The sequence below is a fragment of the Leclercia sp. 1548 genome, assembly GCF_050435045.1.
Classification (GTDB): domain Bacteria; phylum Pseudomonadota; class Gammaproteobacteria; order Enterobacterales; family Enterobacteriaceae; genus Enterobacter; species Enterobacter adecarboxylatus.
The window spans coordinates 161431-176818 of the sequence record NZ_JBNDJP010000008.1 but is presented as its reverse complement, the minus strand read 5'-3'; the positions used below and the strand labels follow the sequence as shown (position 1 = coordinate 176818).

The following is a 15388-nucleotide window of genomic DNA, read 5'->3' as shown; positions in this document are numbered from 1 at the left end:
CTTGCGTGAAGTGTCCTTCAAAGGTAGACCGCGGCGGTGTTTTTTTCGCCAGCCATCGCTTGCTTTGCGAGCCTCTTCACGCATTACCTTACTTTACGTTTGGTTTCCGGGCCTGAGCCATACTTAAAGCGCACAACACTGGCAGAGGGAAGGTTAAATGCGGCTTTTTATCGGCTTCGACGTGGGCGGAACCCACATTAAACACGGCGTGATCGACGAGGACGGAAACGAACTCACCACCGATCAGTTTGATACGCCGGAGGATGAAGAGAGCTTTAAGCAGCAATGGCGCGAGGTGGTCGAGGCCTACCAGAACGAACACGAGATTGCCGCGATCGGGGTGAGCATCCCCGGGCACATCAATACCCATACCGGCGAAGCGGCGAAGGCTGGCGCGCTGGAGTATCTGGATAACGTCAACCTGTACGACCTCTTCGCAGAGCTGACCGACCTGCCGCTGGTGGCCGATAATGACGCCAGCTGCGCTGCCCTCGGCGAACGCTGGTGCGGCGCAGGACGAGAGTATGAGAATTTTGTCTGCATGACGCTTGGCACCGGCATTGGCGGCGGGATCGTACTCGGTGGCGATCTCTATCGCGGCTCACACTATCGCGCCGGGGAGTTCGGGGTGATGCCGGTCGGTAAACATGGCGAAGGAATGCATGAGGTCGCCTCGGCCAAAGGGCTGATGGAGACCTGCCGCCGGGCGCTGGGGGTCTCCGGGGATGATATGCCGAAAGGCGAAGAGCTGTTCGAGCTGATGGAGAATGATCTGCACCTGCGCGAGGCGGTGGAAGAGTGGGCGTTGTTCCTCGCCCGCGGGGTCTACAGCGTCATCTCGATGTTCGATCCGCAGGTGGTCCTGATCGGCGGCGGTATCAGCGAGCAGGAGAAAATTTATCGGCTACTCGATAAACACCTGCAAACCTTTGAAGAGTGGGAAGCGTTGCAGGTGCCCATCCTGCCCTGCCAGTTAGGGAACCAAGCGGGCAGGCTGGGCGCCGTATGGCTGGCGAAACAGAAGCTCGCCAGCAAAAAGGATTAACGCTGCTGCGTCTCGTCGGCAAAGAGTAGCGCATCCCGCAGGAGGTGATCGTTACCGCGGCGGCGGGTAAAGCCAATGCGGTTGAAGTACTCGAGGATCTGGATCGCCAGCTTACGCCCGACGTTCAGCCGGTCGCGGAAATCCGCCGCGCAAGTGGAGCCGCGCTCCTGATCCAACTCGCGGATCAGGTTGGCGAAGGTGACGATGCGATGGTGACGGTAATAACGGTCTTTGACGATGGCGGTAATCAGCCCCTGCTGCGCCGCATGTTTTAGCACCTGACGCATGGTTTGCTCGTCAGTGGCGGTTTCGCGGGCGAGGTCGCGCACCCACCAGGGTTCATCACCAAACAGGGCGTCTGCTTTTTCCCACACGGCCTGCTGCGCCGGGGTAAAGCCCGCCTTATGATCCGGCAGGTGCAGCCAGCCGTGGTAGCTGTGCAGCTCGCCGCTCTCGCGCATCCGCTCGATCAGCAGCAGAACCAGGGCCTCATCCTCCATCGGCAGCGCCATACGACGCAGGCGTTCCCGTCCGGGGCCGGGTTCATCCTGATGCTGCTGATGGTAGGTCGCCAGCACTTCCAGAATTTTACGCTGCCAGCGCGCCGCAACCGCGGTGTTTAACAGGCTGGAACCGGCTTGGATAAACTCCGGCTGTTGGGTCAACTGACGCAGCCCCTCGCCGCTGAGCTGGCGTGCCCAGCCGAACGCATCCAGATTGACCGCCCCGCGTTCCAGATGCACCCGCAGTGCGGCGTGGCCATCTTCTGCCGGGGCCAGCGTCGCCAGCCAGTGCAGATACTCGGGTTTACGCTTCCCGCGACGCGGCGGATTGAGGGTCACCACCCGCGCCCCGGCCAGGGTCGCACGGGCAGAAATATCGCGCAGCACCAGCCGATCGTTGTCGGCCAGCCACAGCGGAGAATCGAAGACCAGCTCCGCCAGCGTCCCCTCCAGCAGCGAAACGCGGCCGGTAACATGGCTGGCGGCATGGTGAATATGCAGCGGCTGCCACTGCGCCAGCGGCACATCGCCTTGCAGGGTGACGATCACCCGCGTGGTCGGCTCCGGCGGCGCGTCGGCCAGCAGCCAGTCCCCGCGGTTCAGCGCCGCTTTTTCCGTGTCGCCCACCAGGTTGAGGGCAATACGTTGCCCGGCATGGGCCTGCTCAACAGGCTGGTTTTGCGCATGCAGCCCACGAATACGCACCGGTTTGTTAACCCCGGTCAGCCACAGGTTATCGCCCACCCGCACTTCGCCCGACAGCGCCGTACCGGTGACCACCAGACCGGCCCCTTTTACGGTAAAGGCGCGGTCGATGGCCAGACGGAAGCGATGGTGTTCCGCGTGGGCGCGGGCCGGGAGCTGTTGCAGATGGGCGCGCAGGGCATCTATTCCCCGCCCCTCGGTGGCAACGGTGACAAACAGCGTCGCATCGGCAAAGCCATACTCCTGCAGGGTGGCAAGCACCTCTTCGCGCACCGCCTCTACCCGGTCGTCGTCAACGCGATCGGCTTTGGTCAGGGCTACCGTCAGCTGCGGGTTGCCGGTCAGCTGGAGGATTTGCAGGTGCTCGCGCGTCTGCGCCATCACCCCGTCATCACAGGCCACCACCAGCAGGGCATGGTCGATCCCGCCGACACCCGCCAGCATGTTGGACAAAAACTTTTCGTGTCCGGGGACGTCGATAAATCCCAGTACCCGGCCATCCGGCTGCGGCCAGTAGGCATAACCCAGATCGATGGTCATGCCGCGCTTTTTCTCTTCCGGCAGACGGTCGGCATTGACGCCGGTGATCGCCTGCAGCAGGGTGGTTTTGCCGTGGTCAACATGACCGGCGGTGGCAATAATCATTTCAGCAACATCTCCAGAAACTGTGCTTCATTTTCCAGACAGCGTAAATCCAGCCACAAACGTCCGTCCTTTATCCGACCCAGTACCGGCACGGGCAGGGCTCGCCAGCGTAACGCCAGCGCCTCCAGCTGCGCGCCGCGCCCGTCGCGTGGGGCGAAGGTCAGGGCGGCTCCCGGAAGGCGGTCCACCGGCAGCGAACCGCTGCCAGGCTGTGACAGGCACTCTTCCACGCGAACCTCAAAATCAGGGTAGTGCGGCGCAACCTGCGCCAGCAGGCGCTCCCCCTGACGATGGATCGCGGCGGCGTCGCGGCTCAACAGGCGCAACGTCGGTAAGCGTTCGGCCAGCGTCTCCGGGTGGAGATAGAGGCGTAAAGTGGCCTCCAGCGCGGCGAGGGTCATTTTATCCGCGCGCAGGGCGCGTTTCAGTGGGTGCCGTTGCAATCTGGCAATCAGGTCGCGTTTACCGACGATGATCCCGGCCTGCGGGCCACCCAACAGTTTGTCGCCCGAGAAGCTTACCAGACTGACACCGGCGGCAATTAACGCCTGCGGCATCGGCTCTTTCGGCAGGCCATAGCGGCTGAGATCCACCAGCGAACCGCTGCCCAGATCGACGACGACCGGCACGCCCCTCTCCTGCCCGATGCGTACCAGTCCGGCCTCGTCAACGGCATGGGTAAAGCCTTCGATCTGGTAATTACTGGTGTGGACCTTCATCAGCAGGGCGGTATTGTCATTGATCGCCGCCGCGTAATCCCGGTCGTGGGTGCGGTTGGTGGTGCCTACTTCCCGCAGCTGGCACCCGGCCTGCGCCATCACGTCGGGAATGCGAAACGCCCCGCCGATCTCCACCAGTTCGCCGCGGGAGACCACCACTTCTTTACCGCTGGCGGTCGCGGCCAGCATCAGCAGTACCGCTGCGGCATTGTTATTCACAATGCAGGCATCTTCCGCACCGGTGAGCTGGCACAGCAGCGCCGCCAGCGGCCGATCGCGATGGCCGCGCCCGGCGCCGTCAAGATCGTACTCCAGGGTAACCGGCGTCTGCATCGCCTGGGTTACCGCCTCTACCGCCTCCTGAGCCAGCAGCGCGCGGCCCAGATTGGTATGCAGTACCGTGCCCGTCAGGTTTATGACCGGCCGCAGACCCGGGGCGTCAGCCATTGCCAGCCGTTTTTCGGTCTCCTGCGCCCAGTCATCACACCAGGCCGGCAGACGGTTGTCTGCGCGGATCCCGGCGCGGGCTTCATCCTGCAACAGGCGTAAGGTATCCACCGTTCGGCTGTGGCCAAACCGGGCAATAACAGCGGTAAGACGGGCGTCGCGAAGCAGACGATCGGTCGCGGGAAGTTGGCTATAAAGAGCGTGCTGAGTAGTCATGAAAGCGCCTGACGGTTGGGTATCTTCCCCCCTCCCGACGGGAGAGGGAGTCAATGTCAGGGCGATTGTACCGCGTCCGTCAAGGAAGTGTTATCGACGACATCAAGCCTTTGGCGGTTCGGTGCGGGCGAAGCTTTCACGCTGGAACAGGGTTTCCGCCAGTTTGACCAGCAACGGGCGATCAACGCACCAGCCCGGCGAGACGCGACGGAAATTGAGATAGCCGATAGCGCAGGCAATGGCGATGGTCGCCAGGTTAACGCTGTCGGTGGCAATTTTTCCTTCACGGATCAGCGCCTCACAGTGATCCAGACTGCGGGTGATTTTCTCGCGCTGACGCAGCAGCTCGGTCTCAGACTGCTGTGCCGCCGGGCGCGCCTGCTCGCGCACTGAAGCCAGCGCGGCATCCATGATCCCGTCCGCCAGCGCCTCGATTTGCCGGATAACCAGCGCGGCTTTTGGCTCATGGGGGATCATCGCCGGGGCAATATCCAGCAACTCGATATAGCTGGCAATGATGGGCGAGTCGAACCAGTGCTCCCCGTCATCGGTCACCAGCGCCGGGACTTTGCCCAGCGGATTGTAGTGCGCGACACCGTTTTCAGCCTGATAGGGTTGTTCATTCACAAATTCAAAAGTGATGCCTTTCTCCAGCAGGAGAATGGAGATTTTACGCACGAAAGGACTGGTATAACTGCCGATGAGTTTCATTGCCTGCTCCTTGTTCGCCAACAAAAGGATAAGTATGGCCCAGGCAAAGAAAAAAGGCAGGCTCTGCGTATCCCATGCCTGCCTTTAAGGGATTAATGGTCGAGATAGAGGTAGTGCATCCAGCTGGTCATCCGCAGCAGGACTTTACGCATTACCGACACGTGCGAGAAGTGGTCAGAATAAACCGCAACCTGGGCGTAAATGCCGTCAGGCAACGCGTCCACGTCGGCGTTTGGATCCAGCTCGATGGTGCCCAGTACGCCATCGGTGCCCGGGATCACCGTCAGAGATTGCAGAACGCCCTGCGCCTGGTAGGAGCCGCCCGGCACGACCGGCAGAATGCTGGTGAGCTTACCGGAGAAGACCTGCCCTGGCAGGGCATTGAACACCACTTCGGCCTCGTCACCAGGCTTCAGACGCAGTAATGAGTTCTGGCGGAACTGCGCCACGATCTGGCGTTTCTGTTCAGGGATAAACACCATCACCGGGCGCAGCGGCAGAGAGGCCGCGTAGGTTCCCGGGCGAATCAGCACCTGGGTAACATAGCCGTTGCTGGGTGCACGGATAACGGTTTGATCCAGGTTATAGGTGGCTTCGGTCAACTGGGCGCGCAGCGAGGCAATCTGCGACTGCTCACCGTTAGACATGCTGTCTAACTGGCTCTGAATCTGGGTTTGTTCCGCGACAGAGCCTTTCACCATGGCGTCCTGCGCCAGGTAGTTTTGTCGCGCATTATCGATATCGCTCTCAGAGAAGGGATTCACCTTCGCCTGGCTGCCTTTCAAATAACGCTGATAGTCTTTGTACAGACGATCGCGCTCAGCAGAGACGCGGGTAGTATTCGATTGTGCTTCCGAAAGTTGCGCTTTCAGCACCTTAATATTGTGCGTCGCGGTGACCAGGTCAGCCTTCAGACGATCGACTCGTGCCTGATATCGGGTCGGATCGATTTTAAATAATACTTCGCCCTTTTTAATGAGCTGGTTATTTTTATTCGTCACTTCACTCACCACCCCTGTGACCTGCGGGGTAATGGGAATAGAAATAACCGCTTTCTGCGCCGTAAAGGTATACGGGTGGTTATAGTTCATTAATAAAATAAGCCCGGCCACAATAAACACACCGCCTAGCGTCGCGGTCGCTAAGGTCCATTGGTTTACCGGAATACGAAATATTTTAAAAATGGTCCATGCAAAGGCGACATAGGTCAAAATGATCAACAGATCCATGATTAGTGCTCCAGCGTGTTCTTATCAGCAGTGGGAGGCACTGCAGCCAGTTTTTGTTCCAGCTCGGCGACGCGCTTTGCAAGCGCATCAACGTCGGGATGGCGTTCTGGCGGCTGAATATGGTTCTGCATTCCCCAGCCACGCTCTGGCTGGTAGAGGGTGGCCCAAATCCACAGAAACGGCCAGATAGCATGGAGCGTAAACAGGCTTATCCATCCCGCCGTATGGATCGCATCGGCATGCGGATGGTTGCGCTTTTTGGCAATATTGTAAGGAATATCATGGATGGCGATGATTCCATAAAAAAGAACCAGGAAGACAAAAATCAACACACCCAGCGCAAAATAGTTGAGAAACATATTTGCCTCACTCAGTAAATCGCAAACGCATAAAAATAATTAAATGGTAAGCAGCCAAATTAATTTATGATTAAGCACACGAAGATGTACTAACTATTTCAGAGCCGGGGAGTATGATTTTTCCTTATATCTCCATGCAAGTTTATAAGCGTGTCAAAATATAGCCTGAAGAATAATAGCGTTCTGTTTACAAAATGAGCTTAAACTAGCCTGGCATTTTTTGCCATAACACATATTGATGCTCTTTTTTGGACAATACGTGTTGCTGACTTACATCCTGGCGTTGATGGGTGAAACAGATGTTGCAGTTGATCACATCCAGAGAATTCTGCATAAAAATATTTTGTGGTTTTGATCACACTACAGAAACAAACTCACGACAACAAAATGTGATTTGATTCACATTTTATGGGTCAAACTGCCGTTTTAACGGTCGTTGTATTTTTTTTACACTTCAATTTTGTGACGCACATCACTTCAATCGTGGCTGCACCCCCTGCATTTACGTGATTCAGATCACATAAATTTTGCCTGTCTGGACAGTTAAACCATTAAGTGCCAAATTTCACGTCAACAGAACAGGTTGGGCAACCTCTGCCACCACATTAACAACAAACCTCGGGCTTAAGGCCTGCATCAACAGAAGAAGGGGTGTTTTATGTCATCCGATTTCAAGATCAAAGTACAAAGCTTTGGTCGATTCCTTAGCAACATGGTGATGCCAAATATCGGCGCGTTTATCGCGTGGGGTATCATCACTGCGTTATTTATTCCGACAGGGTGGTTGCCTAACGAAACGCTGGCGAAACTTGTTGGCCCAATGATCACCTATCTGCTGCCGCTGCTCATCGGTTATACCGGTGGTCGTCTGGTGGGCGGTGACCGTGGCGGTGTGGTCGGTGCGATCACCACCATGGGCGTTATCGTCGGTGCGGATATGCCAATGTTCCTCGGCGCAATGATTGCCGGTCCTCTGGGCGGCTGGGCCATTAAGAAGTTCGACGTCTGGGTTGATGGCAAAATCAAATCCGGCTTCGAAATGCTGGTGAACAACTTCTCTGCCGGCATCATCGGGATGATCCTGGCTATTCTGGCGTTCCTCGGCATTGGCCCGGCAGTTGAAGTGCTCTCCAAACTGCTGGCAGCGGGCGTTAACTTCATGGTTGCCCACGACATGCTGCCGCTGGCGTCCATTTTTGTTGAACCGGCGAAAATCCTGTTCCTCAACAACGCCATCAACCACGGTATCTTCTCACCGCTGGGTATTCAGCAGTCTCACGACCTCGGCAAATCCATCTTCTTCCTGATCGAAGCGAACCCGGGTCCGGGTATGGGTGTTCTGCTGGCGTACATGTTCTTTGGTCGCGGTAGCGCTAAGCAGTCTGCTGGCGGTGCGGCTATCATCCACTTCCTCGGCGGTATCCACGAAATTTACTTCCCGTACGTGCTGATGAACCCACGTCTGATCCTGGCCGTTATCCTCGGCGGTATGACTGGCGTGTTCACTCTGAGCGTGTTGGGCGGTGGTCTGGTCTCCCCTGCTTCCCCAGGTTCTATCCTGGCGGTACTGGCGATGACCCCGAAAGGTGCCTACTTCGCTAACATCGCAGCGATCTGTGCGGCCATGGCGGTCTCCTTCGTGGTGTCGGCTATCCTGCTGAAAACCAGCAAAGTGAAAGAAGAAGACGATATCGAAGCGGCTACCCGTCGTATGCAGGACATGAAATCTCAGTCTAAAGGTGTTGCTGCAACGCCGCTGGCTGCGGGTGATGTGTCTAACGACCTGAGCCACGTGCGTAAAATCATCGTCGCCTGTGATGCCGGTATGGGTTCCAGCGCCATGGGTGCAGGCGTACTGCGTAAGAAAGTAGCGGATGCCGGTCTGTCGCAGATCTCCGTTACCAACAGCGCTATTAACAGCCTGCCGGCGGATGTTGACCTGGTCATCACCCACCGCGACCTGACCGAGCGTGCGATGCGCCAGGTTCCGCAGGCGCAGCATATTTCGCTGACCAACTTCCTCGACAGCGGCCTGTACACCAATCTGACCGAACGTCTGGTTGCGGCACAGCGTCATGAAGATAACGAAGTCAAAGTGCGTACCAGCCTGCAGGACAGCTTCGACGAGAGCAACAGTCACCTGTTCCGTCTGGGTGCGGAGAACATCTTCCTTGGCCGTACCGCGAGCCATAAAGAAGAAGCGATTCGCTTTGCCGGTGAGCAGCTGGTAAAAGGCGGCTACGTACAGCCAGAATATGTTCAGGCGATGCTGGATCGTGAAAAACTGACGCCAACCTACCTGGGCGAATCCATTGCGGTGCCGCACGGTACGGTTGAAGCGAAAGATCGCGTCCTGAAAACTGGCGTGGTGTTCTGTCAGTACCCGGCAGGCGTGCGCTTCGGTGAAGAAGAAGATGACATTGCCCGTCTGGTGATTGGTATCGCGGCTCGCAACAACGAGCACATCCAGGTAATTACCAGCCTGACCAATGCGCTGGACGATGAGACCGTGATCGAACGTCTGGCAAACACCACCAGCGTCGAAGAGGTCCTGGCGCTGCTGAACAAGTAAGTCTTTCCCTTCCCTCTCCCCGTTGGGGAGAGGGCTAGGGTGAGGGGAAATTCGCGTGGTTCCTCACCCCAGCCCTCTCGGGTAACAACATTGATGAAGGTTAATACGATGAAAGCATTACATTTCGGCGCAGGTAATATCGGTCGTGGTTTTATCGGCAAACTGCTGGCAGACGCGGGCATTACGCTGACATTTGCGGATGTGAATCAGACGGTACTGGACGCCCTGAATGCGCGTCATAGCTATCAGGTGCATGTCGTGGGTGAAAACGAACAGGTCGAAACCGTGACCGGCGTGAATGCGGTCAGCAGCATTGGCGACGATGTTATCGACCTGATTGCCAGCGTTGACCTGGTGACCACCGCGGTCGGTCCGGTGGTGCTGGAGCGTATCGCCCCGTCCGTCGCCAAAGGGCTGGCAAAACGTAAGGCCCAGGGTAACGATGCCCCGCTGAACATCATCGCCTGTGAGAACATGGTGCGCGGCACTACCCAGCTGAAAGGTCATGTGATGGCGGCTGTGGCTGATGAAGATAAAGCCTGGGTTGAAGAGCACGTCGGCTTTGTGGATTCTGCCGTTGACCGCATCGTTCCGCCGTCAGCGTCGGCCACCCATGACCCACTGGAAGTGACCGTGGAAACCTTCAGCGAGTGGATCGTCGATAAAACCCAGTTCAAAGGCGCGCTGCCTGAGATCGCGGGCATGGAATTAACTGATAACCTGATGGCATTTGTCGAACGTAAACTCTTCACGCTGAACACCGGGCATGCTATAACCGCCTACCTCGGTAAGTTAGCCGGTCATCAGACCATTCGTGACGCTATTCTCGATGAAAACGTTCGCGCCGTGGTAAAAGGTGCAATGGACGAGAGCGGCGCGGTATTGATTAAACGCTACGGTTTTGATGCCGATAAGCACGCGGCATATATTCAGAAAATCCTCGGTCGTTTTGAAAACCCGTATCTGAAAGATGACGTTGAGCGTGTAGGCCGTCAGCCGCTGCGCAAGCTGAGTGCGGGCGATCGTCTGATCAAGCCGCTGCTCGGCACCCTGGAATATGACCTGCCACACACCAGTCTGGTCAAAGGCATTGCCGCCGCGATGCACTACCGCAGCGAAGAAGATCCGCAGGCGCAGGAGCTGGCGCAACTGATTGACGAGCAAGGTCCACAGGCCGCGCTGGCGCAGGTATCCGGTCTGGATGCCAACAGCGATGTGGTTGTGGAGGCGGTTAACGTATATAACGCAACCAAATGATGCAGGAACTGGCGCAGGTCATCCTGCGCCCGGAATATAGATTGTCAGATATGCAGGCAATAATGGAACAAACCCAGGCCTTTGAAAACCGTGTGCTGGAGCGTCTGAATACTGGCAAAACCGTTCGAAGTTTCCTGATATCCGCCGTCGAGTTGCTAACCGAGGCGGTGAATATCCTGGTGCTTCAGGTTTTTCGCAAAGACGACTACGCGGTGAAATACGCAGTTGAACCGTTGCTTGACGGTGACGGCCCCTTGGGCGATTTATCCGTGCGTCTGAAACTGATCTATGGCCTGGGCGTTATTAGCCGTCATGAGTACGAAGACGCCGAACTGCTGATGGCGCTGCGTGAAGAGCTGAACCACGACGGCAACGAGTATGCGTTCACCGACGACGAGATCCTCGGCCCGCTCGGCGAGTTACATTGCGTGACCGCCCTGCCCCCGACGCCGCATTTTGATACCAGCGACCCGGAGCTGTACGCGATGCAGAAGCAGCGTTACCAGCAGATCGTTCGCTCCACGATGGTCCTTTCCCTGACTGAGCTGATTTCCCGAATCAGCTTAAAAAAAGCGTTTCAGAAGTAAGCCTGCGCACATTGGTGTATCCTTCCCTGTAATCTCCCCTGTTTTTAGAGCTATTTGTGATGAAAGAAGTCGAAAAGAATGAAATTAAGCGCCTGAGCGACCGCCTGGATCTGATCCGCCACCAGCAGGCCAGCCTCTCCCTGGTTGATGCCGCCGAGAAATACGCCGAGCTGGAAAAAGAGAAAGCGACGCTGGAAACGGAAATCGAACGCCTGCGTGGCGTGAAAGAGCAGAAGCTGAGTAAAGAAGCCCAGAAGCTCTCTAAACTGCCTTTCCGCCGCGCTATTACCAAGAAAGAGCAGGCCGACATGGGCAAGCTGAAGAAAAGCGTGCGCGGCCTGATCGTCGTCCACCCAATGACCGAGCTGGGCCGTGAAATGGGCCTGAAAGAGATGACGGGCTTCAGCAAGACTGAGTTCTGATTTTTAGCCGGGTGGCGCTACGCTGACCCGGCTTACCGCTCTACTCCCCTTCAAAATTGGCCCAACCAATTCCGCAACCAACCCTCCCTTGGTTCACATTTCCATAATCTTTGCTCACAAACACATTGCCGACCAATAACATTTGGTTAACCATTTGTTGTCATTAACCCTACATCACACTATTGGCAGGACCACTTTTACACATATTGTGACGCCGAGATGAGCACAGACTCACCGCATCGCAGTAGGTGTGGTCCTCGGGAGACCTGCAATGAGCCTCTGGCAACAAAACTACGATCCGGCAGGAAATATCTGGCTATCAAGCCTGATCGCCTCGCTACCTATCCTGTTCTTCTTCTTTGCGCTGATTAAGCTCAAGCTGAAGGGATACCTTGCCGCGACGTACACCGTTGCCATCGCCCTGATGGTGGCGCTGTTCTTCTACAAAATGCCGGTGGATCGCGCGCTGGCGTCTGTCATCTATGGCTTCTTCTACGGCCTGTGGCCGATTGCGTGGATCATCATCGCCGCGGTCTTCGTCTATAAAATCTCGGTGAAAACCGGGCAGTTCGACATCATTCGCTCATCGATACTGTCGATTACCCCTGACCAGCGCCTGCAGATGCTCATCGTCGGCTTCTCTTTCGGGGCCTTCCTGGAAGGGGCGGCCGGATTTGGCGCCCCGGTGGCAATCACCGCCGCGCTGCTGGTCGGGCTGGGCTTTAACCCCCTGTATGCCGCCGGTCTGTGTCTGATCGTCAACACCGCGCCGGTGGCCTTTGGCGCGATGGGCATTCCGATTCTGGTTGCCGGACAGGTGACCGGCCTGGACAGCTTTGAGATTGGCCAGATGGTGGGCCGTCAGTTGCCGTTCCTGACCATTATCGTGCTGTTCTGGATCATGGCGATAATGGACGGCTGGCGCGGCGTGAAGGAAACCTGGCCTGCAGTGATGGTGGCGGGCGGCTCTTTCGCTATCGCCCAGTATCTGAGTTCCAACTTCCTCGGCCCGGAACTGCCGGACATTATCTCTTCGCTGGTCTCTTTGGTCTGCCTGACGCTGTTCCTCAAACGGTGGCGGCCGGTGCGGATCTTCCGCTTTGCCGATATGGGTGCCTCGCAGGTCGATATGACGCTGGCCCGCACCCGCTACACCCCAGGACAGATTATACGTGCCTGGTCACCGTTCCTGTTCCTGACCGCCACGGTAACCCTGTGGAGCGTACCGCCCTTTAAAGCCCTGTTTGCCCCGAACGGTGCGCTGTACGACATGGTGGTTAATATTTCGGTGCCGTTCCTCGATAAAATGGTCGCCCGTATGCCACCCGTGGTGCATGACGCCACGCCGTATGCAGCAGTGTTTAAATTCGACTGGTTCTCCGCAACCGGCACGGCCATCCTGTTTGCCGCTATCCTTTCCATTGTGTGGCTGCGCATGAAGCCTGCCGCCGCGGTGCAGACGTTTGCCAGTACGCTGAAAGAGCTGGCGCTGCCGATTTACTCCATCGGTATGGTGCTGGCCTTTGCGTTTATCTCCAACTACTCCGGCCTGTCGTCAACGCTGGCCCTGGCCCTGGCGCATACCGGCTCCGCGTTCACCTTCTTCTCGCCGTTCCTCGGCTGGCTGGGGGTGTTCCTGACCGGGTCAGATACCTCGTCTAACGCCCTGTTTGCGGCCCTGCAGGCGACAGCCGCGCAGCAGATTGGCGTCTCGGACGTGCTGCTGGTCGCCGCTAACACCACCGGTGGCGTGACCGGCAAGATGATCTCGCCGCAGTCCATCGCCATTGCCTGTGCGGCGGTAGGCCTGGTGGGCAAAGAGTCGGATCTGTTCCGCTTTACCGTTAAACACAGCCTGATATTTACCTGCATGGTGGGGGTGATCACCACGTTGCAGGCTTACGTCTTAACCTGGATGATCCCATGATAGTGATGCCCAGACGCCTGTCCGGCGAGATTGCTTCTCGCGTGCGGGCGCTGATTGAAGAACAACAGCTGGAGGCGGGCATGAAGTTGCCCGCCGAGCGCCAGCTTGCCGCCCAGCTTGGCGTGTCGCGCAACTCGCTGCGCGAAGCCCTGGCGACGCTGGTCAGTGAAGGGGTACTGCTGAGCCGTCGCGGCGGCGGGACCTTTGTGCGCTGGCAGCATGAGGAGTGGTCAGAACAGGCGATTGTCCAGCCGTTGAAAACGCTGATGGAAAACGACCCTGACTACAGCTTCGATATTCTCGAAGCGCGTCATGCCATTGAGACCAGTACCGCCTGGCATGCCGCCATGCGCGCCACACCAGCGGATAAAGAGAAGTTAAAAGCCTGCTTCGAGGCGACCCACAGCAGCGATCCCGATATCGCCTCGCAGGCCGATGTGCGTTTTCATCTGGCGATTGCTGAAGCCTCGCACAACGTGGTGCTGCTCCAGACCATGCGCGGGTTTTTCGATCTGCTGCAAACCTCTGTTAAGCAGAGCCGCCAGCGGATGTACCAGGTGCCGCCGGTATTTGCCCGGCTGACTGAGCAGCATCAGGCTGTTCTCGACGCCATTCTTGCTGGCGATGCCGAAGCTGCCCGTCAGGCGATGATGGCGCATCTGGGCTTCGTGCATACCACCATTAAACGATTCGATGAAGATCAGGCCCGACAGGCGCGTATTACCCGTCTGCCTGGCGACAACGATATTTCCAGGGAGAACAAAGCATGATCATTTCTGCAGCCAGTGACTATCGCGCCGCCGCGCAGCGCATCCTGCCCCCGTTCCTGTTCCACTATATTGATGGCGGGGCCTACTCTGAATATACCCTGCGCCGCAACGTGGAAGACCTGTCGCAGGTGGCCCTGCGCCAGCGCGTCCTGAAGAATATGTCTGACCTGAGCCTTGAGACGACGCTGTTCAACGAAACGCTCTCTATGCCGGTAGCCCTTGCCCCCGTCGGCCTGTGCGGCATGTACGCCCGCCGGGGTGAAGTGCAGGCCGCAGCGGCCGCCGACGCCAAAGGCATTCCTTTTACCCTCTCCACCGTCTCGGTCTGCCCGATTGAAGAGGTGGCCCCGACCATTAAGCGTCCAATGTGGTTCCAGCTCTACGTTCTGCGCGATCGCGGCTTTATGCGTAATGCCCTGGAGCGGGCGAAAGCGGCGGGCTGTTCCACCCTGGTGTTTACCGTTGATATGCCCACCCCCGGCGCGCGCTATCGCGATGCGCACTCCGGGATGAGCGGTGCGAACGCAGCGTTGCGTCGTTACTGGCAGGCAGTGACCCATCCGCAGTGGGCGTGGGATGTGGGTGTGAACGGGCGTCCGCACGATCTGGGCAATATCTCCACCTATCTGGGCAAACCGACAGGGCTGGAAGATTACATTGGCTGGCTGGCGAATAACTTTGATCCATCCATCTCGTGGAAAGACCTGGAGTGGATCCGGGAGTTCTGGGATGGCCCGATGGTGATCAAAGGGATCCTCGATCCAGAAGATGCCCGCGATGCGGTGCGCTTTGGTGCCGACGGTATCGTGGTGTCGAACCACGGCGGCCGCCAGCTGGACGGCGTGCTCTCGTCTGCCCGCGCCCTGCCCGCCATTGCCGATGCGGTTAAAGGCGATATCGCGATTCTGGCGGACTCCGGGATCCGCAACGGTCTGGACGTGGTGCGCATGATTGCCCTCGGCGCCGACACCGTCCTGCTGGGACGAGCCTATCTCTACGCGCTGGCGACGCACGGCCAGGCAGGTGTGGCGAATCTGCTTAACCTGATCGAGAAGGAGATGAAGGTGGCCATGACCCTGACCGGGGCGAAGTCTATCCGTGACATCAGCAAAGAGATGCTGGTGCAGGAGTTGAGTCAGATCCCTGCCGGGCTGGCACCGCTGGCGCAGGGGAACGCGGCGTAGGTACGGTCTGATCTCCTCATCCCAGCCCCTCTCTCAAGGGAGAGGGTACTTTCTCTTTGGCAGAGGGTTAGGGTGAGTGAAAAATTCTGC

Annotated in this window: 13 protein-coding genes; 8 read left to right on the top strand and 5 right to left on the bottom strand. The window is 57.7% G+C overall.

Going from position 1 to position 15388, the window contains the following annotated elements; translation table 11 throughout:
- The first annotated feature begins 157 nt into the window (after positions 1-157).
- Entirely contained in the window at positions 158-1045 is an 888-nt protein-coding gene (locus ABIE02_RS19815) for an ROK family protein (protein WP_059308994.1), read from the top strand.
- Here the strand turns inward: ABIE02_RS19815 and selB are convergent.
- From selB to ABIE02_RS19790, 5 genes are all read right to left on the bottom strand, one after another.
- Positions 1042-2898, bottom strand: coding sequence for a selenocysteine-specific translation elongation factor (selB, locus tag ABIE02_RS19810; RefSeq protein WP_336995101.1), 1857 nt, complete (start codon positions 2896-2898; stop codon positions 1042-1044). The two genes, ABIE02_RS19815 and selB, sit on opposite strands and share 4 nt — an antisense overlap.
- Positions 2895-4280, bottom strand: coding sequence for an L-seryl-tRNA(Sec) selenium transferase (gene selA / locus ABIE02_RS19805; protein ID WP_144839419.1), 1386 nt, complete (start codon positions 4278-4280; stop codon positions 2895-2897). Before selA ends, selB begins: the two co-directional genes overlap by 4 nt.
- A gap of 102 nt (positions 4281-4382) precedes the next feature.
- Complete coding sequence (locus tag ABIE02_RS19800; protein WP_032615771.1) at positions 4383-4991, bottom strand: glutathione S-transferase; 609 nt, start codon at positions 4989-4991, stop codon at positions 4383-4385.
- 92 nt (positions 4992-5083) lie between these two features.
- Positions 5084-6220: an HlyD family secretion protein gene (locus tag ABIE02_RS19795; protein ID WP_130588010.1), complete on the bottom strand. Its 1137-nt coding sequence runs from the start codon at positions 6218-6220 to the stop codon at positions 5084-5086.
- Positions 6221-6222: 2 nt separating this feature from the next.
- Positions 6223-6579 (bottom strand): DUF3302 domain-containing protein, encoded by a 357-nt coding sequence (locus ABIE02_RS19790; RefSeq protein ID WP_150870048.1) that lies wholly within the window; start codon positions 6577-6579, stop codon positions 6223-6225.
- Positions 6580-7237: 658 nt separating this feature from the next.
- Between ABIE02_RS19790 and ABIE02_RS19785 the strand changes: the two genes are divergently transcribed.
- From ABIE02_RS19785 to lldD, 7 genes are all read left to right on the top strand, one after another.
- Positions 7238-9151, top strand: coding sequence for a PTS mannitol transporter subunit IICBA (locus ABIE02_RS19785; RefSeq protein ID WP_032615765.1), 1914 nt, complete (start codon positions 7238-7240; stop codon positions 9149-9151).
- 108 nt (positions 9152-9259) lie between these two features.
- A complete protein-coding gene (gene mtlD / locus ABIE02_RS19780; RefSeq protein WP_032615763.1) occupies positions 9260-10408 on the top strand; it encodes a mannitol-1-phosphate 5-dehydrogenase in 1149 nt (382 codons plus the stop codon).
- Positions 10405-10995, top strand: a complete 591-nt coding sequence (gene mtlR / locus ABIE02_RS19775; RefSeq protein WP_032615761.1) for a mannitol operon repressor MtlR — start codon at positions 10405-10407, stop codon at positions 10993-10995. The genes mtlD and mtlR overlap by 4 nt, the downstream gene beginning before the upstream one ends.
- A 59-nt stretch (positions 10996-11054) precedes the next feature.
- Positions 11055-11417, top strand: coding sequence for a YibL family ribosome-associated protein (locus ABIE02_RS19770; protein ID WP_032615759.1), 363 nt, complete (start codon positions 11055-11057; stop codon positions 11415-11417).
- 271 nt (positions 11418-11688) lie between these two features.
- Complete coding sequence (lldP, locus tag ABIE02_RS19765; RefSeq protein WP_336995102.1) at positions 11689-13344, top strand: L-lactate permease; 1656 nt, start codon at positions 11689-11691, stop codon at positions 13342-13344.
- Positions 13341-14114, top strand: a complete 774-nt coding sequence (lldR, locus tag ABIE02_RS19760) for a transcriptional regulator LldR (protein ID WP_429211422.1) — start codon at positions 13341-13343, stop codon at positions 14112-14114. The genes lldP and lldR overlap by 4 nt, the downstream gene beginning before the upstream one ends.
- Complete coding sequence (gene lldD, locus ABIE02_RS19755) at positions 14111-15298, top strand: FMN-dependent L-lactate dehydrogenase LldD (protein WP_059308999.1); 1188 nt, start codon at positions 14111-14113, stop codon at positions 15296-15298. The genes lldR and lldD overlap by 4 nt, the downstream gene beginning before the upstream one ends.
- The last annotated feature ends 90 nt before the right edge of the window (positions 15299-15388 follow it).